This is a genomic window from Chromobacterium sp. HL1 (assembly GCF_057418835.1).
Genome location: NZ_CP162399.1, coordinates 4,401,766 through 4,427,880, shown reverse-complemented (window position 1 = coordinate 4,427,880; position 26,115 = coordinate 4,401,766). Strand labels below are relative to the sequence as shown.

Genomic DNA, 26,115 nt, shown 5'->3' with positions numbered 1-26,115 from the left:
CGCGGTCTGAAGTCAGATGGGGCGCCGGATTCCAAAGTTCCACGCGCGGGCCGCTCAGGAGGCCGCTTGCCGCTTCAGCCAATCGCTGGGCGGCAGCCCCAGCCTCTGGGCAAACACCCGGCTGAGCGCGGCGGGGCTGGCGTAGCCCACTTGCGCGGCGATGCGTTTGATCGGCTGGCCCTGGCGCAGCTGATGACGGACGACGGCCAGCCGCCAGTCGGTCAGATAATCCAGCGGGGCGAGGCCGACTTGTTGCCGGAAGCGGGCGGCGAAACGCGCGCGCGACATGCCGGCCTGCTCCGCCAGCAGTTCCACGGTCCAGCCGCGCTCCGGCCGCGCGTGGATGGCGTTGACGGCGCGCGCCAATTTGGGGTCGGACATGGCGGCGAAGATGCCGCTGTGGATCTGGCCGCCGTCAATCACCACGCGTATCGCCTGGATCAGGAAATACTCCATCAAACGATCCAGCGCCGCCTGGCGGGCGAAGCGTTCGGAGAAGGCCTCGTCGAACAGCAGCCGCAGCGTGGGCAGCAGGCTGGGCGTATCGTCCAGATACAGCACCAGGCATTCCGGCAGCGCCAGCGCCAGCGGCCCGCCGGTCTGGAAGCCCAGGTCCAGCTTGGCGCAGACCAAGTCGGCGCCGCGCTCGCCCTCCGGCAGCAGAATGTGGGCGCTGGGGCGGGGAAACAGCAAGGCGCAGGGGCGGTCGGTGTCCAGCACCAGGACGTCGCGCAAGGTGCAGCGCAGGCGGCCGCCCTTGAGCAGATGCAGATGACCGGCCATTGCGCCAGGGTCGAAGTCCGCCAGATGACATAGATTGCCATGATGGAATACGCGCGCGGAGAAGGCGCTTTGCTGCAGCAAGGGCGTCAATAGGTCCATTTCGATACGATCTGCAAAGTTTTCGAGACGATAGGCTTCTGATTGTATTGCAAGATGACTTCTGTGCAGTCCCCATCGTCGTTCAACTCGAGAGTCAGGAGCCCATCATGCCCCGCATCCCCACCGTAGACCGCCATCAAGCCAGCCCGGAACTGAGCGCCGCCCTGGACGCCGTCAAGGCCAAGCTGGGCAAGGTGCCCAATCTGTTCGCCACCTTCGCCCAGTCTCCGGCGGTGTTGAACGCTTATCTGGGCTTCTCCGAAGCCCTGGCCAAGGGCAAGCTCAGCGCGCGCCAGCGCGAAGTGATCGCCTTGGCGGCCGCTCAGGCCAACGCCTGCCAGTACTGCCTGTCCGCCCATACCCTGATGAGCAAGGGCGCGGGCCTGAGCGAGGCCGACATCCAGGCGGCGCGGGCCGGCCAGGCCGCCGACGCGCAGACCGCCGCGATCGCCAGGCTGACCGGGCAAATCGTCAGCCAGCGCGGCGTGTTGTCCGATCAGGACCTGGCCGCGGCGCGCGCCGCCGGCGTCGACGACGGCCTGCTGGTGGAGGTGATCGCCGCGGTGGCGCTGAACACGCTGACCAATTACGCCAATCTGATCGCCGGCACCGAGATCGATTTCCCGGTGGTGGACTTGTAGGCGGCGCTTGCCGTTGATTGAGCGCGGCCGAGGCTTGACCGGCGTACTGGGGTATGCCGGCGGCCTCAGCCGTTTTCGTGCGGGTTTTGTCCTGCTCAGCAATGCAGCCGGGCGTGGCGCTGACGCAGCGCCTGCGGCGCGAAGGTCGACGCCGCCGGTTCCGGCGCGCGGCAGCACTGTTCGGCGCAATCGCTGATGCGCTCCAACTGCCGCTGCAGCGCGGCGGCGTCGCAATCGGCCAGCGGCTGGCGGTTCCACAGCACCCAGTCCTGGCTGTGCTCGGATTGGCCGATCACCGGCTTGAGCGGATCGTCGCTGAACAGATTCTGCCGCAGCGGCGGCGCGTCCGTTTGCGCCTGTTGCGGCGACAGGCAGCAGAACATCAGCAACTGGCGCGCCGGCTGTTCGCTCAGGTGCACCGCGTGTTCGCCCACTTGCAAGGTGAACAGACTGTCGTCCATCCGTTCCGGCGGCTGCAGGGACAGAGACTGGCAAAGCTGGGCGACGGCGTGTTGGAAAGGCGTGGACATGGTTTTTCTTTTTTGGATGAGGGAAGGGAAGCCGGCCGCGCGCGGCGGCCGGCGGCATGGTGCTTACTGTCCGGCGTTCAGCTTGGCGCGCAGCTCCTGCATCAGCGCGGCTTGCGGGCCCGCCGGGGCGGATGGCTCATCCAGCCAGCCTTGCAGCAGCGCTCCGCCAATCGCGGGCATGGTCTTGGCCAGTTGGAGCTCGGTCATCTGCCACAGCGGCGCGGAAACCTCGATGGAGGTTTTGCTGAACGCGCTGCCGGTGCCGGCGTCGGCATGGCGATGGCTCAAGGCCAGGGTGCGCATCGCCGCGCTTCCGCACTGCTTGAGCGGCCCTTCCGGCAATTGCGACAACATCTCGCGGTGCAGGCGGGTGACGTCTGCGCCGCTGGCGTGCAGCGCGTGCAGGTCTTGATCGCTGGGCAGCGGCAATTGTTTCAGGGTGTCCTTGATTAGCGCGGCAATCTCAATGTGGCTGAGCGAGTCCGGCGCCATCTCTCCATTCGCCATCTGTTGTTTCACGTTCTGCAATTTCTCGTGCGATGCCGGCACGCGGAAGGCGCCGTCCATATTGCGCTTATCCGCCAGGCTGGCCTGGAACGTGTCGCACAGGCGGCAGAAATTGGCGGCGAACGACGCGGTGAGAGGAGACACGGGCGCTTGCGGCGCGCTGGCCGCGGCCGGCTTGGCCTGGCCCGTCAGCTTGCGCACCCAGTCCGGGATCGCGCCGAAGAAGCGGGCGACCCGGCCGCTCAGCGGCTGGAAGAAGCGGCGCACGTCGGACAGGCATTCGCTCAAGACCGCATGGGCTTTGCCGCGGCTTTCGGCGCTGTCGTCTATGCGCACCGGCTTGCCCTTGAGGCTGCCGGTCTGGGCGACGGGGGGCTCCGGGGCCTGGGCAGGGGCGTGCGAGGGGCTGGCGTTGGGCCGGACGGAGGGAAAGCCGAGAGGCAATAGCATGGTGGCGCTCCAGTGGCGTTGAAATGGGCGCTATTACACCGCGCCGTTGCAACAGCGGCTTTCAGGAAGCGCTCAGAACCTGTTTACGATCTGCTGCGCGTCGGCGGGATGGATAGAAATGGGCGTTGAAACCAAGCTCAAAATGCTCATGCACCACGTGCACATTCCGCTTTTTCGCTCGTTTTCGCCTTGTCTCGCTCTTGCACGCGAGACTTTAGAACAGGCGTTCAGCCCGGTTGTTGGCCCGGCGCTTCCGCCGGCGGTTCGCCTATCAGGTAACGCGGTCCGTCGCCCAGGCTGGCCGCGCAGTCGCCGGGGTTGTACAGCGCGCACTGGCTCAGAGACAGGCAGCCGCAGCCTATGCAGTTGCCCAGCCGGTCTCGCAGCCGGGTCAGCTCGTCTATGCGCTGCTGCAAACGCGGCAGCCAGTCCGCGGACAAGGCCTCCCAGTCGCGCGGCGTCGGCGTGCGCTGGCTGGGCAGCGCGGCCAGCGAGCCGCGGATGTCGTCCAGGCTGATGCCCACGATCTGAGCGGCGCGGATGAAGGCGATGCGGCGCAGCGCGTCGCGCGGGTAGCGGCGCTGGCCGCCGGCGGAACGGACGCTGTGCAGCAGGCCCTGGGTTTCGTAGTAGCGCAGGGCGCTGGCGGCGACGCCGGAACGGCTCGCCAGCTCGCCTATGCTGAGCCAGGGAGAGGGTTTGGCCATGGGGGCTGCGGGCATGCGCGGACTCGCTTGACTTAAAGTTGACTTTAACTTTTATCGTAAGCGCATGGATTTTTCAAGGAGGACGCCATGAACGCGCCAAGCCGTCACACTGAACTGCATGCCTTGTTGGACGCCAACCATGAGTTTTCGCTGATGCACAGCGACACCACCAACCATTGTCCGATGGCGCTGACCGCGCTGGCGGAAATGGGGGCGGAGCCGCATCAGCTGCGGGCATTCTTCGACTTCTGGGAGAGCGAGCGCGCCGAGCCGGCGGAGCCGGTGGAATACGATATCGGCTGGGGCCGCTGGGACGCGGCCTTGGGGCGGCTGGACGCCTTCCCGGCGCTGCTCCGGGTGATGGAGGAGCGGGTGGCGGCGCGCGGGGTGGAGGACACCGCGCGGCAAGTGTTGGCCAGCCTGCCGTTCTCGCCGGGCGGCGGCGCCTTCCACCCGCTGATCCGCCTGGCTTTCGCCCTGCGCGCCGGCCACGCCGGCGAAGCGGCGGCGGGGCTGGCCTATTATCTGAGCGGCTATCTGCGCCTGCCCGCCGGCCTGGACGCGCAAGCGCCGGCGGATTCGGCGGAGGACGGGCTGGCGCGGCTGTCGCGGGCGCTGGCCGGCTGGAACAGCCCGGATTACTGGATACACGATCGCTTCGACGCGGTGCTGGCCGATCCGCGTTTTGCCGCCGCCTTGCCCAGTGCGCCGCAAACGCCGGACTGGCTGGACGCGCTGGCGCGGGCGGCGCTGCGGGTGTACTGGCAGACCGACAACTTCACCGCGCTGCACATGGTGACGGCGACGCTGGCGCTGCGCGACGTGCTGGAGCATCTGCCCGGCTTGCCGGCGGAGGATTGGTACCCGGCTTTGTGGCAGACCTTCTGCGTCGCCTATGTGTCCATCGGCGCGCCGGCGCTGGAGTCGGAGGAACTGCCGGACGCGCAGCCGGCCTGGCCCTTATTGCTGCAGCGCGTGCTGAACGTGCGCAACGAGCATGTGATCAAGCTGGTGTACGCCTGCCATCGCGAGTTCCAGCGCAGCGGCGACGTCTTTTATCACGCGGCCGCGGGGAGGGCCTTGTGGGACGCGGTGTGAGTCACCAGTCCTCCATCTCCTTGGGCACGCCGCCGGATAGGATCGCGTCCTGCATCCATTGAGTCATCATGCTCTCAATGCCGATATTGCTCACCAGCGATGTCAGTAATGCGGTGTGCAGCGGCGAGTTCTCGTCGATCTGTTCCAGCGTGCGCTGGATCATGTCGTTCTTCTGCTTCAAGGTGGTGAAGGCCAGTTCGCCGGTGGCCGGGTCTTTGAAGTCGCGCAGCAGCTTGCCGACGGCGTCGGCGTAGCGCTGTTTGTCTTCTTGCGAGTCGGACGCCGGCGGCGGCAGCCCGTGCAGCGCCGCGAGGAAGGCCACCGCTACCGGGTCGGACTGGAAGTCCGGCCATTTGTGCGGCGGCTCCACCGGCTTGGCGTCGTCGGTCTTTGGCGTGTCCGTTGGCGGCGCGGCGTCGTCGGTGTTTGGCGCCGCGGCCAGCAGCCGTTGCTGCAGCGGGACGATGTCGTCGCCGGCCGCGGCGGCGCGGCCGATGGCGGAAGGGGTCAGCGAGGGGATCATTCCGGGCTCCTGTCTACGGCGGTCAAGGCCGCCAGGTCTTGTTCCAGTTGTGCGATCAAGCCGCGCAGCGCCTGCTCCGACAAACGGCGGCAGTCCTGAGGCAAGGGCTCCAGGCATTGCAGCAACTGGCGGCTGGCCGGCTCCACGTATTGTTCCGGCGAGAATTCCGCCGCCTGGTCCGCGCAGCGCATCATGAAGCGCGTGTCGGCGTGATAGTCGATCTGGATGGCGCCGGGCCAGTTTTCCGTTAGCAGCGTCATCAACTGCGGCTGCAGCGCGCGGGCGCGCTTGGGCAGCTGCAGATAGAGGGTGGCGTCCGGCTGATCCAGGCCGCGCAGCCATTCGTCCAGCAGCAGCAGCAGGGTGTCCGGATGGTCCACGGCGGCGCTCAGCATGGCGCGGGCCTCTTGCTCCAGCCGCTCCCGCCAGTTCCAGGCCATGGCCTGGCCGGCGGCCAGATGGGCGGCCGCGTGTTCCAGCGCGGCGAGCATGCCTTGCTGATAGCCGTCCTGGCAGGCTTGCCGGCGCAGGGCTTCAGCCTGGCGCTCGGCGTCGCGCAGCACGCGCTGCGCCTGTTGTCGCGCCTCGCGTTCCAGCTGATCGGCGCGTTCGGCTCGGCGCAGCTGGCCGCGGCGCACCAGCACGCCTTCAGCGGCGGTCGGAGGGCGGGATGTGGGGATGTCTCTGGGCATGTTGTAGGGCCAAGGTCAGAATCAGGGCGTCGGCGGGCGGCTGCGGCGGCGCGGCGTCGGCCTCCGGCGGGAACTGCAGCGGCAAGCGTTGCGCCAAGGGGCGCGGCAGACGCTCGCGCCAGGCCTGCAGGTGGCCGTAGCCGGTCAGCAGCAGCGCGCCGTGGCTGAGCGCCGGCCGCTGCGCGGCGGCGGCGTCCGGCGGCAGCGCCACGGCAGCGAAGTCCTGCGCCCAGTCCGGCAGCCGCAGCAGGCCCGCCTGCCAGCCCAGGCCGGCGCGCAGCGCGTGGCAACCCAGCAAATAGGCGGTTTGCGGCAAGCGCCGCCAGTGGCGCAGCCATTGCCGCGCCAGCGGGTCCAACTGGGCGTCGGCGCAGTCGCTGTCCAGCCGATAGGCGGAGATCAGCAGCTCATTGGCCGCCGCGCGCGCGGCGGCGGAGGCGGTCAGCGCCGGCGGCAGAACCAAGCGCCGCGGGTGCAGATAGGCCAGCGGGTCGTACAGCAGCGCTTGCAGCGCCGGCGAGCGGGCCGCGGGCCGGCTACTCATGTCCGGCCTGCGGCTCGGCGGCCGGCGGCTGCGCAACGGGTTTGGGCGCGCGGCGCTGCCACAGCCAGGCCGCCGCCGCGCCCAGGAGGGCGATCAGCGCCACGCCGGCCATCAGCCAGCTCAGGCCGGAGCCGCGCTCTTCCGCCGGCGCGGTGGGCGCCTGCTGCTGCGCCTCGCTGCGCCGCGACAGCACCACCGAGATATTGTCGTAATCGATGTCGGCGAAACTGTTCTTCAGGAAGCGCTTGATGTCGTTGACCATTTGCTCTGGGTCCACGTCGCGGTCGTACACCGCCAGCGCGGACAGGTGGATGGGTTTGGCGGCGCGGCCGCCTTCGCCGGAATCCAGGTCGTAGCTGACGTGCACGCGCGCGGACAGCACGCCGTCCATGGTTTGCAGCGACTGCTCCAGCCGCTGCTCGATGGCGGAGTACAGCCGCGCCTTTTCCGCGCGCGGCGAGGACACCAGCGAATCCGCCGGGAACATCTGCGCCACTTCCACCCGTGGCCGCGACGGCAGGTTGTAGGCCTTCAGCCAGTCCACGGCGGCGGCGAAGTCCGGCTGCGCCACGGCGATGCTGAAGCCGGTCTTGCCGCGGTCGGTCTTGTCGGCCTCGATATTGTGGCGCTGCAAGACGGCGATCACTTCATTGGCCTGCTGCTGATCCAGGCCCTTGAGCAAGTCCTTCTGCTGGCAGCCGGTCAGCAGCAAGGCCAGCAATACGGCTTTGAAACCAGGGCGGATCATGAGCGCAGCAGGCTTTCTACCGCGCCTACGGTCTTGCGGGTGAGGGTGCTGATCATGGACACCTCCAGGTTGTAATTGGAGGTGCGCTGCTGCAGCTCCATCAGCACGGCCGGATTGCTCAACAGGTCCGGCTGTTCCAGCCGTTGCAGGATGGAGTCCTTCTCCATGCCTACGCCAACGGCGTTTTGCGAGAAGGCCTGGATCAGGCGGTCGTCCAGCGACACGAGATTGTGCTCGGAGCGGGTGATGTCGCTGACCTGGGAGGTCAGCGCATCCAGCGAGCGGGCGGCGATGGGGGTCATGGGCAGGTTCCAGGAGCGCCGGCGCGTGGCCGGCGCCGGGGTTTAACGGAAGTTCTGGATGATGGCCGCGTCGATGTCCTTGAACACCTTGACGGTGTTGGACTGCGCGTTGCGGTACAGGTTGTACTCGGACAGTTTGCTCTGGTAGTCGGCCAGAATCTTGGGGTTGGACGGGTTCTTGTTCAGATTATCCAGAGCGGTTTTCAAGTCGGCTTGTAGTTGCGCGACGCCATTGTCGAATGCGACGGACATATCGCTGAGCGTCCAGTTTTGGGAAGGGAGGTCGATTGCCATGGTGGTTTGCCTTTTGTTTACAGGGGTTTGGGGAAGTACCAGTGGCCGGTCGCCATCTTGACGTAACCCTGGTTGCCGTACTTGAAGGACTTGCCCTTGAGCCAGTCGTCCTTCAATTCAATGGCGAATTGCACGTAGCGGCCGCCCCATTGGCGGTAGTAGTCGTCGACGAAGCGGCGCGCGCGCAGCAGCTCGCCATCGTCCAGCGCGCCCTGGATCACGAAGGTGACGCCGTTGGGCTGCTCGCTGCGGGTGAAGGGCAGCGCCTGGCGCGACAGGCCGGTTTCGGCCTGGCTCGCGGCGGCGGCGTCGTCCACCGGCACGATGTCCACCGCGTCGGCGTAGGGCATCTGCTCGGCCAGCCGCTGCGACAGCGCCTGGCTGGCCGGCCCGCCCAGCGCGGCGCGCTGTTGGCTGACCCACAGTTGCGGCCGGCGAGGGTTGTCCAGCTGCAAGCGGTAATAGGGCAGGTGGGGGTAGTTATCCGCCAGCCAGCGGCCCATGCGTTCGTTTTCCTGCTGAGGGCTGAGCACCTGCGCCGGGCGGTTGTAGTCGCCGCGCGCCAGCACTTGCCGCGCCCAGGCGCTGTCGCGCTCATTGGCGGCGGAGACGTAGAACACGCCGTCGCGGCCGGGCAGCACCTGGAAGCGCTGGCTGTCTCGTCCCAGCAGCGCGTTCAATTCCGAGGCCTGGCGTTGCGGGGTGTTCCACAGCCAGTAGCCGCCGCCGGCCAGCAATAGCGCGGCGATCACCGCCAGCGCCACCGCGGCGGCGGCGTGGCGGCGCGCCGGTTTTTGTTCCGGCGGCGGCGCGTCCTGGCCGTGGCCCAGCACTTCCGGCGACCAGGACAGGTACTCCGGCCGCAAGGCCAGTTCCAGCGCGCCGATGCGCAGCGGGCGGTTGAATTCGGCCGGACGCTCGTCCACGCCGGCGTCGCGCAGTTCGCGCAGCGTCACCCGGTCGGGTTCGGCGCGGTCGATCAGCACTTCGAAATTGACCCCGCCTTGCTCCAGAGGAATGAACAGGGCGTCTGCCGGCAATTCCGGCAACTGGCCGGCCTCGGTCAGGGCGGCGGCGGGGCCGACCAGGAACAGGGTCTTGCCCGGCTGCAGCAGGAATTCGCAGCCGCGCAGCGGGCTGTTGAGCAGGCGGACCACGATGGGCGCCGGCGCGGAGAGAGTGATGTCTTCAGCTGCCATGGTGTCTGTCGGTGAGTGCGCAAGGTTCTGCGATGTTGGCATCCACTTTACGGACATGCGGGGACGGATTCCTGATGGAAAACCGATGAAATCTCGGGAGGGGAATCAGATTCGGGGAGGAGGGAAAAAGCATGGCGGCGTGCCGCGGAAGCGGCGGCCGCCATGTAAAGGGGGATCGGGAGAGTTGCGGAATTACCGCAGCTGAGCGCCGGCGGCCCGCGCCGCCATTTTTTGCTGTCGCTCTTTCAATTCGTTGATGAGCTCCGCTCCCGCCGGCGAGGCGGCGGAGGGCTTGGAACCCGGCTCCTTGCGCAGTTTTTGGCTTTGTTCGTCGCGCAGTTGCTGGATATCGGCCGCGCTGGCCGCCGCGATCTTGTTCCAGGCGCGCGCCGGGCCGGCCGCCGGGGCCGCGGCGTTGACGGGCGGCGGCGGTGGTGGGGGAGGCGGAGGCGGCGGTGGAATCTGACCGGGCTGCGTCGGCTGCGGCGCGGCGGCCAGGACCGGGGCTGCTGGCGGGGCTGCTGGCGGGGCTACCGCGGCCGGCGCGGCTTGTACGACGGCGGCCGGCGCTTGAGGCGCCTTGGCCGGGGCGCGCTTGCCGGCGGTGTCCGCCAGTTTCTGCTCGAAATCCTTGAGCGCCTCGGGCGTCATGCGTTGGCGCAGCAATGCCATCGGGTCGCGTTTGGGCGTCGGCGCGGCGTCGGCGCGGGCCGGGCCGCCGTCCGCCAGGGGCGCGGGCTGCCGCAGTTTGGCCATGGGCCGAGCCGACGTTTCCGCGCGGGCCTGGGGCGCGGCTTGCTGGAAAGCTTGCCGCAGCAGGCCTACCGAGCGGCCGGGCTGCGCCGTGCGCGGCGCGGGCTGGGGCGCAGCGCCCTGGCTGACGCCGCGCAACTGGGCGGTCCAGGCCGAGGAGGGACTGGGCTTGGGGGCGGTGGGCGGCGGCGTCGCGGACAGCGCGCGCGGGGCGGGAGAAAGCGAGCGAATCATGAGAGCTCCTTGCTTGGGGGTGGGGCGGCTTGGCGCAGCTTCTGGTAGCGCCGCCACACTTGCTCGGCGTAACGCATGCGCAAGGCGCGGCGGCTGGGCGCGGTGCCGGCGTTGTAAGCGCCCACCGCCTCCCAGGAATAACCGTAACGTTTCATCATCTCGGCCAGGATGGAGGCGCCGACGACCACGGACAGACAGGCGTCGCCCATCAGCTGTGGTTCGGTGACGCCCAGCTGGCGCAGCCGCGGCAGATGGGTGCTGTTGATCTGCATCAGGCCCAGGTCCCGGCTGCCGTCGCGGTTGCGGCCCACCGCGTCCGGCTTGAGCCCGGACTCCTGCTGGGCGACGGCGTAGAGCAAGTCCGGCGCGATATTGAACATGCGGCCGGCGCGATCCCAGCAGTCCGCCCGCGCCGCGCCGGCGCACAAGAAGAGGGCGGACAACAGACAGACGCGGATCACGCCGCCTCCGGCTGGCAGGGCTGAGCGTGTTCCGCCAGCTCGCTCAGTCGCGGATCGTGGCGCCAGGCCTTGATCCACAGATAGCCTTCGGCCTGCAATTGGCGCCAATGCTGGACCGCGGCCTCCGGGCCCTGCGCGGCCAGGATTAGCGGCAGCAGGCTGGAGCGCACCTGGCGGCTGTCCACCTTGGCGAGGAAGGCGCGCAAGGCGGGCACCGCGGCGTCGCCGCGACGGCAATAGTCCACGTAGCTGTGATTGAGGGCGAGCAGGCCGGCTTCCTCGCCGGAGTCGCGCACCGCCTGCACTAGCTCGTCGGCTTGCGCGTGCTGGCCTTGCAGCCCCAGCAGCAGCGCCAGCACGCTTTGCAGCACCGGGTGGTTCTGGCCGTATTGGCAGAGCTGGCGTTTGCCCAGCGACACCGCGTCGTCGATGCGGTGTTCGTAATAGGTCAGCCACAGCTTCAGAATGCTGGCGGAGATGCGCGAGGGGTCGCGTTCCAGGCAGGCGTCCAGCGCCTGCTGCGCCTGGGCCAGCTTGCCGGACAGGAATAAATGCCAGGCGTGGTAGTAATGGATGTCGACGGCGTCCGGCGCCAGCAGCCGCGCCTGTTCGAACAGCGCCTCGGCCACCGCCTGCTCCGAGCGCATGCTGCTGAGCAAGGCCAGCAGTCCCAGCGCCTGCGGGTTGGCCGCGTCCAGTTCCACCGCCTTGTTCACCGCCTGTTGCGCCTGGATCAGCGCCTGGGCCTGGTCGAACAGGCCCAGCTGGGCCAGGGTCAGATAGCACTCGGCCAGGCTGCAGTAAGGCAGCGCGTGGCTGGGGCCGGCGTTGACGCACTGGCGCAGCAGCATCAGCGCGCGACGCAGGCTGGACGGGGTGTGCTGCTGCAGTTCGTGGCGGCCGTTCAGATAGGTGATGGCCATGTCCAGCGAGCCCAGCTCGTTGTTCTGGCCCTGATTCCAGCGCAGGCCGGGAATGCGTTGCGGCAACAGGCTGGCCAGCCGGGTTTGCAGCGCGGTGATCGGCTGTTCCGGGCTCAGCTCTATGCTTTCATGGTGGATCAGCTGATGGCCGGCGGCGCGCACCAATTCCACCCGCAGCTTCCAGACGCCGCCTTGCTGCAGGGTCTGGCCGGCCAGGTAGTAGTCCGGGCGCAGCTGATCGATCATCGCCACGATGTCGGTGACGTCGCGGCAGTTTTGGGTGATGGTGGCCGGCAGCACGATCAGGCCGAACGGCGAGTAGCGCGACAGGCATTGCACCAGAGCGTTGTGCAGGCTGACCGCGTCCAGCTGCGGATGGGTGCGGAAGGGCAGCACGGCCACCGAGCATTGCGCCGCCAGCGGCGTGGGTTTGGACACCATGGCCACCGGGCGGCTGAAGCGATAGCCCTTGCCGTACACCGTGTCGATATAACGGCAATCCTTGGTTTCCAGCAGGATGCGCCGCAGCGCGTAGATACAGCGGGTCAGCGACTCTTCGTTGACTTCGCCGTCCGGCCAGACGCGGTCCAGCAGCGCGTCCTTGCTGACCAGCTCTCCCGCCGCTTCCAGCAGGGTGGTCAGCACAGCCAGTTCCTTGGGCGGAATGCTGATCTGCTGCTCGCGGTGCAGCAGCATGCCGTCGAAGTGAAGGACGAAGTCGCCAAAAACAAATTGCCTGTTCATGAAGCCATCTTTATGTAACGCCATCTTCTAGTTCCTCTTGCGCGCACGGCGCAATAGCGCATGGCGGACCATGCGGATCGAGTCGACCAATGCCGCGACTTGTGTGCTATTCCCCGTAGCATCGCGGCATGTCGGCGTGTTTTTTGTTCGGTGGATCTGTTGGGTGATTTGCGCTGGTTCTTGGGGCCGGCTGCGGATTCGCATCGCGCGGCGTGTGTCCGCCGCTTCCCGCCCGCTGTCGCCTGGAATTGCCAGTGTCGTCAACTGGCGCTCAAAGCCTTTATCCGGTCATAAAAACAGAGAGAGTGGATGGTACTTTTGCCGCCGAGGGCCAGCTTGCAAAAAATGTTCAGCGAATGACATGGTCTTGTTTGTCCTGTTGTTATGTCATCGGGTTGTTAGGGAGGTTTTTGATTTCCTTCGCATAAATTGATGTATGTAGGAATACTACGTGAGGGAGTGCTTGCTACAAATGGGAAAACTCTCAAAAACGAGGGGGGCGGCTCGGACGAGGCCGCGGCCGATTTATGCAAGTTCGGTTACCGGCGTTGGGGTAGTTTGACGCTGTTGCCGAGCATGCGCCGGCGGCCCCTCATCACCGTTGTTCTGGCCTCGCCGCCAAATCAGGAGCGTTTGAAATGTCTTTTAATGTTTCGTCGAAGCCGACCGCCAATTCCCCCCGTTTGGCGACGCTGTCCGAGCCGCAGCCAGGCGCGCCGTCCGCGCCGGCGCAGAGCCCGTTCGCGGCCGCGCTGCGCGGCGGCGGCATGACGGCGCAGGCGCCGGCTGTCGAACAGAAGCCGGCGTCCAAGCAGGCCGACGCCTGGCAGGCCGTGATGGCCGAGCTGGCTCGGGACTGCGCTAAATATTGCGATTTGGCGGCCCAGGGCGTGAAAGACGGGGCAGTCAGTCCCGAGGCGCGCGGGCAATTGCAGGGGCTGCTGCTGGGCTGGACGGAGATGGGGCGGGAGTTGCAAGCGGAAAGGCCGTCGCCCTTGGCGTTGGCCGCGAACTTGAAAGCCGGCAACGGCGAAAACTAGGCAGGCGCTCCGGGCCCGGCCCGGCGTTTGAGCCGCGATGCGGCGCGAGGAGGCATCCATGTTGGACACAGTTGCAAGCGGGGCGGGTACGGTGCGGTTGCAGGGCTTCCGCCGCTTATCGGAATCTTCGGCGCCGCGGCCGGCGCAGGGCCTGGCCGCCGCCTTGAGCGGCGCGCGCGGCGCGGCGGAACGCCGCGTGGAAGACGCGCCGCTGGCGCGCGGCAGCCAGGTGATCCTCAGCGACGACAAGCTGCGCTTGCGGCGCGAAGACCTGGGCCAGACCCTGCTGGCGATGAAACGCGAAGCGTATCGCCAGGCGGAGCCGGAACGCTCGCGCTGGCCGCGCTGGGTGCAGGCGCTGAACATCCTGCCGCGCAGCCACGCGGTGGCACCCAAGACGGTGGCCATCGTGGAAAGCTTGCGGCAGAAATTGGCGGCCGGCGACGCGCAGACGCCGCTGGACATTAAAGAATGCGCGCGGCTGTCGTTGGACATGGAAGCGCTGGCGCGCGCGGCGAGGCCGGGCAGCCCGCTGGCGGAACTGGGCCAGCGGCTGGCCCTGTTGGGCCAGGCGGCCTGGGCGCAGTTGGCGCGGACGGAGGCGGAAGCGCAGCTGCTGCCGCAATTCCAGCGCTTTGATCAGCCGGGCGCCAGCCAGGAGCGCAATGTCGGCGCTTCGGTCGGGGTCGGCCTGGGACTGGGCGAGGCCGGCGCCGGCGCCAAGGCCACCTTCAGCGTGGGCCTGGCCTGGAGCCGCGGCATGGACAACGACGACGAAGGCTTCGTGTTCCAGAACCAGGGCAAGGCGGTGTCCGCGCGCGCCGGGATTCAGGGCGGCGTCGGCGTCGCCTCCTTGTCCGGCGCGGTGGAGGGGCGCCGCCAACGCACCGTGGCGACCGAATACGCCAGCGCCACCGCCTTCGTCAAACTGAAGGCGGACCAACTAGCTCACGGCTCGCGCCGAGACACCCTGGGCGTCAGCGCCCGCACCGCGGTGGGCGCCTTGATCCGCTTGTTCCGTCCCGGCCACGGCAATGAATTGCGTCAGTATCAGCAATTGCAACAGCAGGCGGCGGATCAGCAGCAGCGGCTGGGCGTATTGCTGGGCTGGCTGGGGCAGCGCGACAGCGCCGCGTCCCTGCCCGGCGCGCAGACGCCCTATCTGCCGCCCAGCACGGTGGACAGCGTCAAGGGCAGCGCCTCGGCGCGCGCCGAAGCCGCGGGCGTCGGCGTCGGCGTTGGCGCGGCGGTGGAGCGCATCGACATCCAGGCCGACGCGCTGACCCCGATCTGGCAAGGCCTGCGCCAGGAGCAGGGCGCGGCGCGCAACGCGACGATTGCGCAACAGCGGCTGGCCGGCATCGAACAAAAAGCCGCCGCGCTGATGGGCGCGGACGCGCGCAATCATCCGCTGAGCTGGCTCAGCGGCGCGCAGAGCATGGCGGCGCTGCGCGAACAGACGCCGGAGCGGCTGCGCGACGCCGCGGACGGCCTGCGCGCCGAATTCGAACATTTCTGCGCCGTCGCCCAGCAATTGGACGCCGGCATCGGCAAGCGTCAGGGCGGCGCGGCGGTGGAACGCTCCATCCAGGCCGCCTGGCGCGCGGGAAGCCGCGAGGAAACGCTGGCCAATATGGCGCTGGCCCACGCCGCGCTGACCCTGAGCGCGGCGGGCAAGGGCGACGAGGCCTTGTTGCAGAGCCTGGACGAGCTGGCGCCTCGGCTGTACGCGCCGCCCGTCCGTCACGACGCGGCGGCGCTGGCCAAGCGCACCAGCTTCCACGATGTGCTGCGCCTGCAGATCCGCGACCGCAGCATCGCGCTGGATCTGGGCGGCGCGCTGGGACCGCTGGGCCTGAAAGCGGAAGCCTCGCTGACCGAACGCACCCGGGTGCATCACAATCCGGTGCGAGCCGGGGATTACAAGGACGTGAGGATCAGCCTGTCCGGCAATCTGAGCGGCTCTTGGCCGCTGGACGCCTTGCGCGACGCGCTGAGCGCGCAGCTGGCGCCGCACGGCCTGGCCGCCGAAGTGCCGGCGGCGCTGGCCGGCCTGCAAAGTTCCGCGGGGCTGCAAGGCGGCGGCGCGCTGACCCTGCTGCTGCGCTTTTATCGGCCGCAATACCAGACCCAGGCCGATTTCCCGGCAGAAGCCGCCGGCTTTCGGCTGCAACTGAGCCGGGTCAGCGCCAGCGGCAACCTTGGCCTGTCCGCCTCCGGCGGCGTGCCGCTGCAGCCGGGCGTGTCCCTGGAGCTGGGCCTTAACGCCGGCGCCTCCGCCACCGCGGTGCTGGGCGAGCGCTGGGGCGACAACAGCCTGAGCGCGCCGCTGATGCATTATCTGCACCTGAAGGCGGTGGACGAGAGCGAGCGTTGGCCTGCGATGAGAGAGGCGCAGCGCCCGGCGCTGGAAGCCTTGTGCCGCAAGCTGGCCGAGCCGGGCTCGGCGGTGCGGCGGGAGGCTGATTACTACCTGCGGCGCCAGGGCGCGGACGGCGCGGATTTCTTCGCCGCGATGGAAGCTTACGCTGTCGGCGGCTCCAGGCCCGCCGGGGACGCAGCGCTGAAGGAACTGGACGCGATGATGGAGCGCCAGCTTCCCTTATGGCAGGCGGACAAGCAGAGTTTCGCCGGTTGGGAAGAACTGCCGCTGGCGCGCTAGCGGCGGTGGCGGACAAGCAAGAAGAATGCGGCGCGCTCAATCGGCGCGCCGTTTTATTGCGCCGGCATTCCGTTCTGCGGTTGGCCTTCTTGTCGCAGTGGTCTTTTTCTGAAAGTTTGCATTGGCGCTTGGTGGGAGATTGGAGGCTGAATTCAACCTTGAAAGGAAGCTCCCCATGTTTGTATCCAGATCAGGCGGTACCTTGAACGCGGTGTTCGGCATGGACGCCCAAGGCAAGCCGGAGGCGACGGCCAAGAGCGGGCCCCAGGGCGTGGCCTTGTCGGCTGCCCAGCAGCAGGCGGTCAGCAACAGCAAGTTTTTCGAAGCGGGCGCCAGCATGTCCTTGCTGGACCGGCCGGGCAAGATGGGCGATGTGTTCGATCAGCATGCGCGGCAATTGGCGGGTCTGTTGCGCCACACGCTGGATGGGCAGGGAGAAGCCGCCGGCCGCACCGTGTACTTCCAGGGCCGCGAGCAGACGCTGGGCGCGGTGCTGCAGGCGGCGATCAAGCCGCTGTCGGCGGAGTCCGACCAGATCGGCCGGCAGATGGGCGGCGGCCAGGACTTCCAGCCCTGGTTGCTGGATACCCTGAGCACGCCGTTGCAAGGCCGCGCCGATGGTTCCGGCAAGCAAGGGCATGCCGAACTGCTGACCAAGATCCGTACCTTGAGCGCGTTCGGTACCACGGTGTGGCAATTGATGAACCCGGTGGAAAATCAGGCCAAGCCGGAGCTGTTCTCCCAGCACAAGCAGGCCAACGCCGACGCCTGCGGCGCCTTGCTGCGAGAGGCCGGGCTGTCCGCGCAGGCGGATGACTTCGCCGCTCGTTTCAAGGAGTTCGCCGGCAAGACCCGCACGCCAGGCTTCGACAATCCATTGAGCCGTGCGCGCAGCGAGCGCATGCCCATGGTGGCCACTGACGAAGGCGGCGCGCGCGCGGTGAATGGGGTGTACGAAGACGCCGCCAAATACGGGCTGGGTTTCGGCCAGGTGGTGCAGCGCACCGTTGACGGCGCGGACGACGCGGCTTTGCGCCAGGCTTTGGGCGACCGCAACCAGAACATCAACGCGATTGCGCGCGAAGGCGCGCCGATCGCCGACCTGAGCCGTCCGTTCACCATGTCGGAGGCGGATATGGGCGCGGTGCCGGAGGCCTACGCACAGCTGGGCATCGGCCAGATGCTGGAACAGCACGCGATGACGCACGGCACCGGCATCAACCGTTGGCAGCCCTTCGGCGCGTTTGCGATGGAGAGCAATGAGCAGGGTCTGCCTTCCGCCGGTGCCCAATCCGGAGGCACCTGCGATATTTTGCTGGCGCTCAACACCCTGGGCGAGGAACGGATTTACGGCAAGCCCGAACTGGCGCTGCCGGCGGGCCTGGGGATTGCCGCCTTCATGAATTTTGGCGGCTATCATACCTTTGCCGAAACCTTCCCCATCGCCGAGGCCGCCGCCGCCAACCGCCCCTATGTGCCGACCAATCTGGCCGCGGTGAATCAGCCGGAGTTGTACCAGCGCATGCAGGCGACGGCGGAAACGCATTGCCCGGAGGGCAGCGAGCAGATGGGGCGTTTCTTGGGTGCGCATGTGGGCACGCTGGCGCCGCTACTGAGCCAGCATCCCGATCTGGACTTGAGCCCGCGTGCGCATGATGCCGAGTTTCACGGCACACCGGCGCAGATCGAGCAGTGGCGCGCCTGATTGGCGACTCCAGCCACCGAAAGGCCGCGGCCTCCACGCCGCGGCTTTTTCACGCTGCGGGCGGGGGCGGCCCCGTCCCGCGTTCTTGACGCCCTTCGCCAGCCTGTTTAGGCTTGGTTCCGCGCGGTGCTCAATCACACAGCGCAGGGCTTGCAAACCCAAAGTCGTTTAACCGCAGACGAGCCGTCCGCCTTTGGCACTGCTACGTCTGCTGCCACGCAGTACCCATTCGGGATGGGCCGTGGCAGGGAGTCCTATGGACTGCCGGTCTATTGGTTAAACGAGCCGGTTTTGCAACCTTGTCATGTGCCTGTCCCAGCCTCGCCTGGGCAGGTTTCCAAAGATGACATGGAGACCGTGATGACCTTCTCTACTTTTCCCCCGCCATGCCGCCGCCCGCCTGTCCTCACTGCGCAGGCCAACACCCCACGCCCGCCACTGTGCCGGTGATGGAGCAGTTGTATTCATGTTCCCAGCGTTTGCCCGCCGCCGCCGGCGATGTGACGAAACTGGGCGAATTGGGCCGGCAACTGGACCATTGCTATATCGAACTGGACACCGCCCTGCTGCGGGGCGTGATGGACATGCGCGCCGCCCACACTGGTTTACAAGCCTTGATCACCTTGTTGGAACGCCGCGACGAGCCCTTGCTGTTCAGCAGCGAGGAGGCGCTGGCCTTGCTGGAGCCGATACAGCAGCGTTTGCAACGCGGTCTGGAGCACGTCAACGGAGTGTTGTGATGGCGGCCAAGGAGAGCATTGTCATGATGAGGCTGCTGATCCAGCACCACGACGTCCTCAAACGCGCCGCCAGTTTGATCTCCGCCTATGAAGAGCGCATCGGGGCCATTGCGTTGACGGACGAGCACCCGGACCATCCGGCCGACACCGCCAGCATTCATCTGGAGATCAGGCGGGCGCAGGTGGGTTTTGAGCTTTGGGACCAATGGCGCGGTGAGCACGAGCCAGCCCGTACCGCCTTGTTGCGGATGTGGGCGTCCGGGAAGTGGACCAACCGCGACACCTGTGTGCGGCAGTGTTATCGGCTGGCGGGCTTCAGCAATATGGTCACCGCCCGCCAGGCCTTGGTAGGCGTGCCAATGCCGGAGCCTTTGGCCGTCCAAAGGCAACACACCATGTGGGGGACGCCGTAGCCGGCTGTCCGGCGGTGTGGCGTCGCACCCGTTTCCGCGTGGGTATCGCTGCGCTCCACCCACCCTACAGTTGGAGCCGTGTTTGGGCTGCGTTTGGGTAGGGAGGGTGGAGCCGTCAGGCGATACCCGCCAACTCGCTGCTGTCCGGCGGCTCGGGAAGGTCCGGCCTGCTTCCGTTTAGGCTCCCCCGTCCGCGGCCAGCCAGCCCGCGCCGTTGCGGTCCAGTTCCCGCACCGCCTGTTCGCCTATGCACAGCCCCAGTTTGCGGTAGCTCTCGAACTGGGATTCGTCGAACCACTGATTGAGCGTGGACTGGTGCGGGAAGGCCGGATGCTCGGCCTGGTATTGCAGCACGTCCACCGGCTCCATGCCCTGGCCTTGCAGGCAGGGCTTCAGGTAGAGCAGGTGGCCGTTGGCGCCGGAGGCGTAGCGGATGTAGCCGACGGCGAAGGCGGACCGGCTGAGGCCGGTGGCCGGATCGCGGCGGATGGCGTCCACGTCGATGTGGATTTCCGCGCCCAGGTCTATCCGGCATTTGCGGATGGCGTTGCCCAGGTCCTCGAAAGTCATTTGTTCGTCCTGACCGGCGTCGCTGATCACGATCAGCCGGCATTCCCGGCGCAGCAGTTCATACAGGCCCAGGTTTTCGAAGTGGCCGCCGTCGCTGAGATAGACGAAGTCCGAACGGGCGTTGGTCCGGCCCAGCAATTCATTCAATAGATAGACCCAGCCTTGCGGCGGGGACATCGCCTGCAGCGCGGCGCCGGGCTTGCCCGGATTGGGGCACCAGCGTCCCAGCCGCACATTGAACACCGTCAGCAGAAAAGTCACCGCCGGAGAGCTGTGATAACCCTGGTTGGGGCTGACCGCGGCGCCGGACACCGCCATCAGCGAGCCTAGCATCGGTCCCTGCTCGGCCCCGGTGGCGTCGTCGTGCATATAGGCGCGGGTGGGCACAAAGGCGTCGATGACTTCCGGCGCGCTGTCGGGAAATTTGTAGCCGCAGTACAGCGGGGTGAAGGTGAAGGAGGCGGCCTTGCGCTGCTGCCAGGCCAGGTCGTCGCCGGCCACCAGATTGAGGGCGGTGTTGATCAGGTGGTAGGGCCGCTGCGGCGGGCCGGAAGGCGAGCCGGCCAGCTCGGCCAGCGGCAGGTCGTCGCCGGCGTTGAAGCCGGTGAAGCGGTTGACCGTGTCCGCCCGTTGCGGCGCGCTGGCGCCCAGATAGCCGCGCGTCAGCCGGTTGCGGTAGAAGTTGTGCAGCGAGAACAGATTGATGTCGAAGCGGGAGGAGGCGAACACGGCCAGTCCGACGAAGGCCAGGATCAGCGCCGCGTACAGCCCGCCGCCCATGCCCTGTTGTTCCGAGGCGGCGAAATGCAGCGCGGTCCAATCGCTGAGGCCGCAGCGCTGAAAGCCGCACAACTGTTGGCGCAGCTGCCAGCCGTCGGCGTGGATCTCCAGCGCCGCCAGCAGCCAGCTGAGGCCGGCGCTGAGCAGGATCAGCAAGCCGGCGACGAAGACGTAAGGCCCGATGCGGGCGACCAGGTCGCGCCAGCCGGCGGACTGGCCGCAGCCGGTTTTGGCGGACTGGCCTTGCCAGACCGCGGCCAAGGTGGTCAGCAGCCAGGCCGGCAGGGTCAGCGCGCGCAGCCAGTCGGCGGTCACCGCCAGCAGCGGCAGCGACAGCGCCACCACGAGGAACAGCAGCACCAGCGCCAGATCCAGCGCCAGCAGCAGGCCGCCCAGGCGCGACCACCATTCGCGCTGCAGATCGGAGAAGCTGCGTTTGACCAGGCCGATGTGCAGCGCGGCGCTGAGGGCGAACACCGGCGGCAGCACGGCGAAGGCGCCGGCCACCACATACCAGGCCTGGGCCAGCGGCGCGCGGATGCCCAGGCCGTAATCCAGCGCCTGCAGCAAGAGCCACAGCTTGCCGCCGCCGGCCAGGCCGGCCAGCAGCGCCCACAGCACGCTGCGCAGATAGCCGTTGCCGCGCAGCTGGCTGAAGCCGCGCGCGAGCAAGGCCCAGTAGCCGGCGTAGGCCAGGCTGGAGACCAGGGCCACCCGCCACAGCGGCAGCTGGTGCCAGAAATCGGCGCGGTTTTCCAGTTGCTGGAGGGTGAACACCGCCATCGCGTAACAGAAGAGCAGCAATAGCCCTATGCTGCAGGCCGGGGCATTGGGCGAGGCGGCGGTTTTGCCGTCGCGGGTGGTGGCGCGCGCCAGCAGGGCGGACAGCACGGCGGAGGCGGCGGCCACGGCCAGCGCGGCGGTGCCCGCGTAGGGCCAGGCGGCGAGGCTGCGCGCCAGGCCCACCAGGAAATGGGGGCCCAGCAGCAGCGCCAGCAGCAGGCTTTGCAGCACGATCTGGTTGAGGATGAAGTTGCGCCAGTAGGTGATGACGGCGGACAGGGTGTCCAGGCTGAACAGGCCGGTCTTGGGCGTCAGGTAGTTGCTGTAGTCGCGCAGGAACTGGATGGCCGGCTGGCGGCCCTGATGGTCGCGCAGCGTCTGTTCCATGCCGGCATTGCCGGCGCGGCGCTTGAGCGCGGACAGCCAGCCGCCGAGGTAGCCGCCGCCGGACACGGTGGACAGGTAGTCGAACTCGCGCAGCCAGCGGCTGCTGGCCAGCGCCTGCAGCACGCCCAGGTTGAAGGTGGCGCTGCGGATGCCGCCGCCGGAGAAGGCGAGGCCGGCTTGCGGCGCTTCGCCGCCGCCTGGACGTTCCACGCCTTCTTCCGCCCGCGCGGCGGCGAGGCCGGCGCGTTCGTCGGCGTGGACTTGGGAGAAGGGCTGGGTCGGGGTGCTCATCGGGTCCTTTCCGACGGAATGGGTCGAGGTGGCGGCGCGGGTGGGGCGGGGAGATGATATGGGTTTGCTTCCCTATCCTCTCCACGCCTAAAGGCCACTCGGCAAGGCCGGTTCGCGCCTGGACGCCATCCCGCAGCGCTTATGAGCGCTTGGCGTCTTCCAAAATCGCCTCCGCCGCCTTCTCCGCGATCATGTAGACCGCGGAGACGATGAAGAAGCCGGGAATGCGCGGAAACACCGAGGCGTCCACCACGCGCAGGCCGCTGACGCCGTGGACGCGGAAGCGGCTGTCCAGCACGCCGCCGGCTTCGCGCGCGCCGATCGCGCAGCTGCAGGAGGCATGGTGGCCCCAGGCGTTGTCGCGGACGAACTGACGCAGTTCGTCATCGCTTTGCAGCGCCTCGCCGGGCAGTTCCTCCTCCGCGATCAGGTTCTGCTTTTTCAGATCGGCGGTCAGGCTGCGCACGAACTTGATGCCTTCCACCACCGAGTCCAGATCCTGATCGCCGCCGGCGCTGCCTTCCTCGAAGTAGTGGAAGTTGATGTCCGGCGGGTCGCGCGGGTCGGCGGAGCGCAGCTTCACCGTGCCGGCGCGGTTATTGGTGTGCGCCTTGAGAATGGCCCAGGTCAGGTAGTTCAGGTGTTCGGGGAACAGGCGCGAGTAGCCGGGGAAATAGCCTTTGAACAGGCCCAGCAGCGCGAAGCAGAACAGGTCCGGCAGCGGCCGTTCCTGCGCCGAGCGGCGGATCACCGCCAGCACCGCGCCATTGGTGGTGTAAACGCCCTTGCGGCCTTCCGCCCATTGCTTGTATTGCGGGTCGCCGGGCGCGAATTCCGCGTCTTTCAACACTTCCCAGTGCTTGAAGTTCATCCGGTTGACCACGCCCACTTCGTAGCGGTCCTGCAGGTTCTGGCCGACGCCGGGCAGGTCCACCCGCGGCGCGATGCCGTGCTCTTGCAAATGGGCGGCCGGACCGATGCCGGACAGCATCAGCAGCTGAGGGCTGTTGAAGGCGCCGCCGGCCAGGATGACTTCGCGGCTGCAGCGGACTTCGCGGCGCTCGCCGGCGGCGTCGCTGACCCGGCCGCTGGCGCGGTAAAGGCCGGCGCCCTTCAGGTATTCCACGCCGACCGCGCGCTGCCCTTCGTCGAACAGCACCCGGGTGGCCAGCGCGTCCAGCTCGACGCGCAGCCGGTCCGGGTGGCGGGCCGCCGCGTCCAGCACCCGTTCGCGGCTGCCGTTGCGCTGATGATTGCGGGTGGCCAGCGGCGGGTAGCAGACGCCGACGGCGTTGTCGCGCACCAGCCGCCAGTCGTTGGGATCGGCCTGGCCTTGCAGCAGCCAGCGCCAGCTGCGGTGCGGCACGTCCACCTCCTGGAAGACCTTGTCCACCGACACCAGCAGGGTGTCCACCAGGCCGGCGTCGCCCAGCGCGGATTCCGGGATCGCCTTCTCGGTTTGCAGCCAGCCGCGCCAGCCGTGGCGGGTGGGGTTGACGCCGAGCAGGCCCAGCCAGCGGTAGAGCGGGCGGTGGTGGCAGTTCTCCAGCCGTTCGAAATAGCCGCGCATGTGGTCCGCGCGCCAGCTGGGGTCGCCGGTGAGCTGGGCGATGCCGTCCCAGTCCGCGTTGTGCGGGTAGACGGTGATCATGGCGTTGTGGGCGGTGCAGCCGCCCAGCGCGCCGGCGCGCGGATAGAGCACGCCGTCCACGTTCTGGCCGTTCCATTGCGCGCGGTATTTGGGGTCGCGCTTTTGCTGGGCGTCGTCGGCGTAGTGGCGGACGAAGTAGTCCAGCTTCATTGCTTCGTTTTCCGAGGCCAGCGCGTGGAACACCGGCACATCGTAATCGTCGGGCAGCCGTTCCGCCTGGGGCTGCCAGGCGTCGCCGCCCTTGAGCGCGCGCGGGTCGCCGCCGGCCTCCAGCAGCATGACCCGGTGCCCGGCCTCGGCCAGCCGCGCCGCCAGCGTGCCGCCGCCGGCGCCGGAACCCACCACGATGTATTCGTATTCGTCCATGGAGCGCCTTTAGAAGGTTTTCAGGAATTCGATCAGCGCGTACTTGTCGCTGTCGCTGAGGCCGGGTTCCTTGCTTTGGTAGCCGGTGCCGAAGTAATGGCCGCGGTTGACCTCGAAGTCCGGGCAGGTGCTCAGCTCAAGCATCGGCTGCGCCAGGTTGGCGAACACCTTGCGCGCCTCTTCGTCGCTGGCGCCCGGCGGCAGCGCCTTGAGGTCGTGCTTGATCTTGAGCAGCAGGTCCAGCAGCTTCTTGTCGTGCTTGAGCCGTTCGCCCAGCGAGGGGTTGTCCAGCGTCACCTGCAGGTTGGAGATCAGATTGACCGGGGTGCCGGCCGGAATCGGGCCCAGTTCCACGCCGTCCTTGCCGAACAGCCAGGGCAGATAGCGTTGCAGCGGGCCTTGCAGTTCTTGCAGCGCGTCCGGCAGGTAGCCGGTGGGCACGCGCAGATAGCTGCGGGCGGTGGTGCGGTCTATCAGGCCGGGGATTTTGGCGCCCAGCATCGTGTCCTTCTCGCGTTTTTCCGGCCACAGCAGTTTCTGGATGGAGTCGTTGAAGGACTCCATGCGCGCGGCCACCGACGGGCTGGGATTGAATTTGCCCAGGCTGTTGTTGAGCAGGAAGGGCGCGGTGGACCAGACGCTGATCAAGGAGGCGGGACGGGTGTAGCCGCGGCCGCCGGCCGGCATCTTGTATTGCGAGGGCGCGCCGGTGAAGGGGTTGTGCACGGTGATCTCGCCGACCGAGGGCAGGTCTTTATAGGTTTTGGACGAGAAGTTGTCCCAGATATTGCCCTTGAGCGCATTGGTGGCCAGCGGGCTGCAGGCATTGGTCTGCAGCAAGGTCACCGGCACCCGCAGCTCGGTGGACAGGTAGTTGTCCTTCAGGAAGTCGTCGGCCTGGACGATCTGGCGCATTTGCGATTTGAAGTCCTCGGTCTTGGTCCAGTCCCAGTATTTGTTGAAGCAGCCCAGGTAGTCCGGGCCGGCGCAGCCGGCGGTGGGGTCCAGCGGCGGCACTTTGGGCGGCAGCTTGCTGGAGTGGCAGCGCGCGCAGTTTTCCGCGAACACCACCTTGCCGCGGCTGAGTTGGGCGGCGTCGCGGCTCAGGTATTGCTCGCCGCCGGGGGCGTCCTTCAGCTTGTGCGGGTCCGTGCTCTTCAGGAAGAACAGCGCCATGTTCACGGTCTGCTGCTCGGTGGATTGCCAGTACACCGAGTTCTTGCGCGCGTCCGCGATCTGGATCGGGGTGATGGTCTTGCCGCCCACCAGCGGGTTGAAATGCAGCAGCCATTCCTCGCTGAACAGGCCGATGTTCAGATACACGCGGTTCAGCGCGCCCAGCGCGCCCACCGAGTCCGAGCCGTCTTTCAGCACCCGCGGCGTCCATACGGTCTTGGGCGGCTGGAAGAACTGGGTCAGCGGGCCGTCTTTGACGAAGTCGTTGAACTGCTTGTTGTTGAGCCCGCCGCCGGCCAGGGTTTCCTTGCCCCAGCGCTTGGCGATGTCCAGCCGCGGCCCCAGGCCGTACACCGCGTTCATGGTGCGCGGGTTGTTGATGGAGTCGGTGGAGATCAGCGAGGTGTCCAGCGCGCCGGGGCGCGAGGTGTGGAACAGCTGGAAGGGGAAGCTGCTGGGGTCGGCCTGCCAGGAGAAGATGCGGTCCACCCAGAAATACTGGGCGCCGACGTTGGAGCTCAGGTTTTCCCACTTCGGATGTTCCGGGTCCGCCGGCGGTTTCACCGGATTGGGGCCGACGTGGCAGAACGCACAGGACATGCCCACGCGGTAGGGGCGGATCAGGTCCTTGTCGTTGTAATACGTCGGGTCTTCGTAATAGCGCTTGGCGTCCCATTTCTTGGCCGCGGCTTCGTCGAAGGCCGGGTTGGGAAACAGGCGCAGGCCCACCACGCCGGTGGCGTAGCCGTAGAAGGAGCCGGCGGGCAGGTTCTTGCCGCGCGCGCCTATGGCCACGCCCGGATATTTCTGCTCGTTCTCGAACGGGTCTTTCGGGCAATCGGCGCGGCGTTGGTCCAGCCACAGGCCGAAGCGCTTGTCGTCCGGGCCGCCCGCCTTGTCGAAACAGGGCTCGTTGACCAGGCCCAGATAGTTCCAGCGGTTGTCGCGGCTGAACTTGAGGCCGGGGTGGGAGGACAGGGTTTTGAGCAGGTCCAGATTGCCCACGCTGACGGTGGCGAGCTTATCCCACAGCCTGTCGTTGCCGCCGGTCCACACCAGCCAGGTGTTGCGGCCTTTGACTTCGGCGGCGTCCAGCGCCACCGCGCTGTCCATGTCCTTGAAGTAGTCCTCGTCGGCGGCGGGGAAGGATTCCACCGTGCGTTGGGCCTGCTTGGCTTCGTCCAGCACGGTGCCGGGCTTGGGCTCGCCGTCCCGGCAGCCGGCCAGGCTCAACAGCAAGAGCAACGCCGCTCCCCGGCGCAGGGTAGGGGTCAACTGGGCCATCGCATTCTCTCCATCGGCAGCACGGCGGTTTTTGA

General features: G+C 67.6%; 24 protein-coding genes. 7 read left to right on the top strand and 17 right to left on the bottom strand.

The features are described from left to right. Positions 1–54: 54 nt before the first annotated feature. Positions 55–882: a helix-turn-helix domain-containing protein gene (locus tag AB1Z25_RS20170; protein WP_235085996.1), complete on the bottom strand. Its 828-nt coding sequence runs from the start codon at positions 880–882 to the stop codon at positions 55–57. A 107-nt stretch (positions 883–989) separates the two neighbouring features. On the opposite strand from AB1Z25_RS20170, the gene AB1Z25_RS20165 reads away from it, so the two are divergent. Then, complete coding sequence (locus tag AB1Z25_RS20165) at positions 990–1,523, top strand: carboxymuconolactone decarboxylase family protein (RefSeq protein ID WP_486636043.1); 534 nt, start codon at positions 990–992, stop codon at positions 1,521–1,523. 95 nt (positions 1,524–1,618) lie between these two features. Here AB1Z25_RS20165 and AB1Z25_RS20160 read toward each other — a convergent pair whose 3' ends face one another. The 3 genes from AB1Z25_RS20160 to soxR all read right to left on the bottom strand — a co-directional run bounded on the left by AB1Z25_RS20160 (position 1,619) and on the right by soxR (position 3,732). Then, on the bottom strand, positions 1,619–2,053 hold the full coding sequence (locus tag AB1Z25_RS20160; protein WP_227105424.1) for a CesT family type III secretion system chaperone: 435 nt from the start codon (positions 2,051–2,053) through the stop codon (positions 1,619–1,621). A 63-nt stretch (positions 2,054–2,116) separates the two neighbouring features. After that, positions 2,117–3,010 carry a hypothetical protein gene (locus tag AB1Z25_RS20155; RefSeq protein WP_486636042.1) on the bottom strand — a complete coding sequence of 298 codons (894 nt, stop codon included), beginning with the start codon at positions 3,008–3,010 and terminating at the stop codon, positions 2,117–2,119. A gap of 227 nt (positions 3,011–3,237) precedes the next feature. Continuing rightward, positions 3,238–3,732, bottom strand: coding sequence for a redox-sensitive transcriptional activator SoxR (gene soxR / locus AB1Z25_RS20150; protein WP_486636041.1), 495 nt, complete (start codon positions 3,730–3,732; stop codon positions 3,238–3,240). Between the two features lie 72 nt (positions 3,733–3,804). Here soxR and AB1Z25_RS20145 point away from each other — a divergent pair, with 72 nt between their 5' ends. Continuing rightward, positions 3,805–4,815, top strand: a complete 1,011-nt coding sequence (locus AB1Z25_RS20145; RefSeq protein ID WP_486636040.1) for a questin oxidase family protein — start codon at positions 3,805–3,807, stop codon at positions 4,813–4,815. Between the two features lies 1 nt (position 4,816). Here AB1Z25_RS20145 and AB1Z25_RS20140 read toward each other — a convergent pair whose 3' ends face one another. The 10 genes from AB1Z25_RS20140 to AB1Z25_RS20095 form a co-directional block, all read right to left on the bottom strand. Further along, entirely contained in the window at positions 4,817–5,338 is a 522-nt protein-coding gene (locus tag AB1Z25_RS20140) for a hypothetical protein (RefSeq protein ID WP_486636039.1), read from the bottom strand. Continuing rightward, positions 5,335–6,030 carry an oxygen-regulated invasion protein OrgB gene (locus tag AB1Z25_RS20135; protein WP_146176733.1) on the bottom strand — a complete coding sequence of 232 codons (696 nt, stop codon included), beginning with the start codon at positions 6,028–6,030 and terminating at the stop codon, positions 5,335–5,337. The genes AB1Z25_RS20140 and AB1Z25_RS20135 overlap by 4 nt, the downstream gene beginning before the upstream one ends. Continuing rightward, positions 5,987–6,574, bottom strand: coding sequence for a type III secretion apparatus protein OrgA/MxiK (locus tag AB1Z25_RS20130; protein ID WP_486636038.1), 588 nt, complete (start codon positions 6,572–6,574; stop codon positions 5,987–5,989). Before AB1Z25_RS20130 ends, AB1Z25_RS20135 begins: the two co-directional genes overlap by 44 nt. Further along, the gene (locus AB1Z25_RS20125; RefSeq protein ID WP_486636037.1) at positions 6,567–7,322 is read right to left on the bottom strand and encodes an EscJ/YscJ/HrcJ family type III secretion inner membrane ring protein; all 756 of its coding nucleotides are present in this window, start codon (positions 7,320–7,322) and stop codon (positions 6,567–6,569) included. Before AB1Z25_RS20125 ends, AB1Z25_RS20130 begins: the two co-directional genes overlap by 8 nt. Further along, positions 7,319–7,624 carry a type III secretion system inner rod subunit SctI gene (gene sctI / locus AB1Z25_RS20120; RefSeq protein WP_486636036.1) on the bottom strand — a complete coding sequence of 102 codons (306 nt, stop codon included), beginning with the start codon at positions 7,622–7,624 and terminating at the stop codon, positions 7,319–7,321. Before sctI ends, AB1Z25_RS20125 begins: the two co-directional genes overlap by 4 nt. Positions 7,625–7,666: 42 nt before the next feature. Then, positions 7,667–7,918, bottom strand: coding sequence for a type III secretion system needle complex protein (locus tag AB1Z25_RS20115; RefSeq protein WP_486636035.1), 252 nt, complete (start codon positions 7,916–7,918; stop codon positions 7,667–7,669). A 17-nt stretch (positions 7,919–7,935) separates the two neighbouring features. Next, positions 7,936–9,117 (bottom strand): PrgH/EprH family type III secretion inner membrane ring protein, encoded by a 1,182-nt coding sequence (locus AB1Z25_RS20110; RefSeq protein WP_486636034.1) that lies wholly within the window; start codon positions 9,115–9,117, stop codon positions 7,936–7,938. 192 nt (positions 9,118–9,309) lie between these two features. Beyond that, a complete protein-coding gene (locus AB1Z25_RS20105; protein ID WP_486636033.1) occupies positions 9,310–10,104 on the bottom strand; it encodes a hypothetical protein in 795 nt (264 codons plus the stop codon). Next, positions 10,101–10,565: a type III secretion system invasion protein IagB gene (iagB, locus tag AB1Z25_RS20100; protein ID WP_486636032.1), complete on the bottom strand. Its 465-nt coding sequence runs from the start codon at positions 10,563–10,565 to the stop codon at positions 10,101–10,103. The genes AB1Z25_RS20105 and iagB overlap by 4 nt, the downstream gene beginning before the upstream one ends. Next, positions 10,562–12,256 carry a HilA/EilA family virulence transcriptional regulator gene (locus AB1Z25_RS20095; RefSeq protein ID WP_256477528.1) on the bottom strand — a complete coding sequence of 565 codons (1,695 nt, stop codon included), beginning with the start codon at positions 12,254–12,256 and terminating at the stop codon, positions 10,562–10,564. Before AB1Z25_RS20095 ends, iagB begins: the two co-directional genes overlap by 4 nt. Positions 12,257–12,870: 614 nt before the next feature. On the opposite strand from AB1Z25_RS20095, the gene AB1Z25_RS20090 reads away from it, so the two are divergent. The 5 genes from AB1Z25_RS20090 (at position 12,871) to AB1Z25_RS20070 (ending at position 18,792) form a co-directional block, all read left to right on the top strand. Continuing rightward, positions 12,871–13,272 (top strand): hypothetical protein, encoded by a 402-nt coding sequence (locus AB1Z25_RS20090; protein WP_486636031.1) that lies wholly within the window; start codon positions 12,871–12,873, stop codon positions 13,270–13,272. A gap of 58 nt (positions 13,273–13,330) precedes the next feature. After that, the gene (locus AB1Z25_RS20085) at positions 13,331–15,934 is read left to right on the top strand and encodes a hypothetical protein (RefSeq protein ID WP_486636030.1); all 2,604 of its coding nucleotides are present in this window, start codon (positions 13,331–13,333) and stop codon (positions 15,932–15,934) included. A 175-nt stretch (positions 15,935–16,109) separates the two neighbouring features. Further along, the gene (locus tag AB1Z25_RS20080; protein ID WP_235086022.1) at positions 16,110–17,639 is read left to right on the top strand and encodes a hypothetical protein; all 1,530 of its coding nucleotides are present in this window, start codon (positions 16,110–16,112) and stop codon (positions 17,637–17,639) included. Between the two features lie 458 nt (positions 17,640–18,097). Next, the gene (locus AB1Z25_RS20075) at positions 18,098–18,379 is read left to right on the top strand and encodes a DUF1484 family protein (protein ID WP_486636029.1); all 282 of its coding nucleotides are present in this window, start codon (positions 18,098–18,100) and stop codon (positions 18,377–18,379) included. A gap of 23 nt (positions 18,380–18,402) precedes the next feature. Then, entirely contained in the window at positions 18,403–18,792 is a 390-nt protein-coding gene (locus tag AB1Z25_RS20070; protein ID WP_486636028.1) for a hypothetical protein, read from the top strand. A 177-nt stretch (positions 18,793–18,969) separates the two neighbouring features. Here AB1Z25_RS20070 and AB1Z25_RS20065 read toward each other — a convergent pair whose 3' ends face one another. The 3 genes from AB1Z25_RS20065 to AB1Z25_RS20055 form a co-directional block, all read right to left on the bottom strand. After that, on the bottom strand, positions 18,970–21,603 hold the full coding sequence (locus AB1Z25_RS20065) for a hypothetical protein (RefSeq protein ID WP_486636027.1): 2,634 nt from the start codon (positions 21,601–21,603) through the stop codon (positions 18,970–18,972). A gap of 139 nt (positions 21,604–21,742) precedes the next feature. After that, positions 21,743–23,620 (bottom strand): GMC family oxidoreductase, encoded by a 1,878-nt coding sequence (locus AB1Z25_RS20060; RefSeq protein ID WP_486636026.1) that lies wholly within the window; start codon positions 23,618–23,620, stop codon positions 21,743–21,745. A gap of 9 nt (positions 23,621–23,629) precedes the next feature. After that, positions 23,630–26,080, bottom strand: coding sequence for a c-type cytochrome (locus AB1Z25_RS20055; RefSeq protein ID WP_107800832.1), 2,451 nt, complete (start codon positions 26,078–26,080; stop codon positions 23,630–23,632). Positions 26,081–26,115 lie beyond the last annotated feature (35 nt).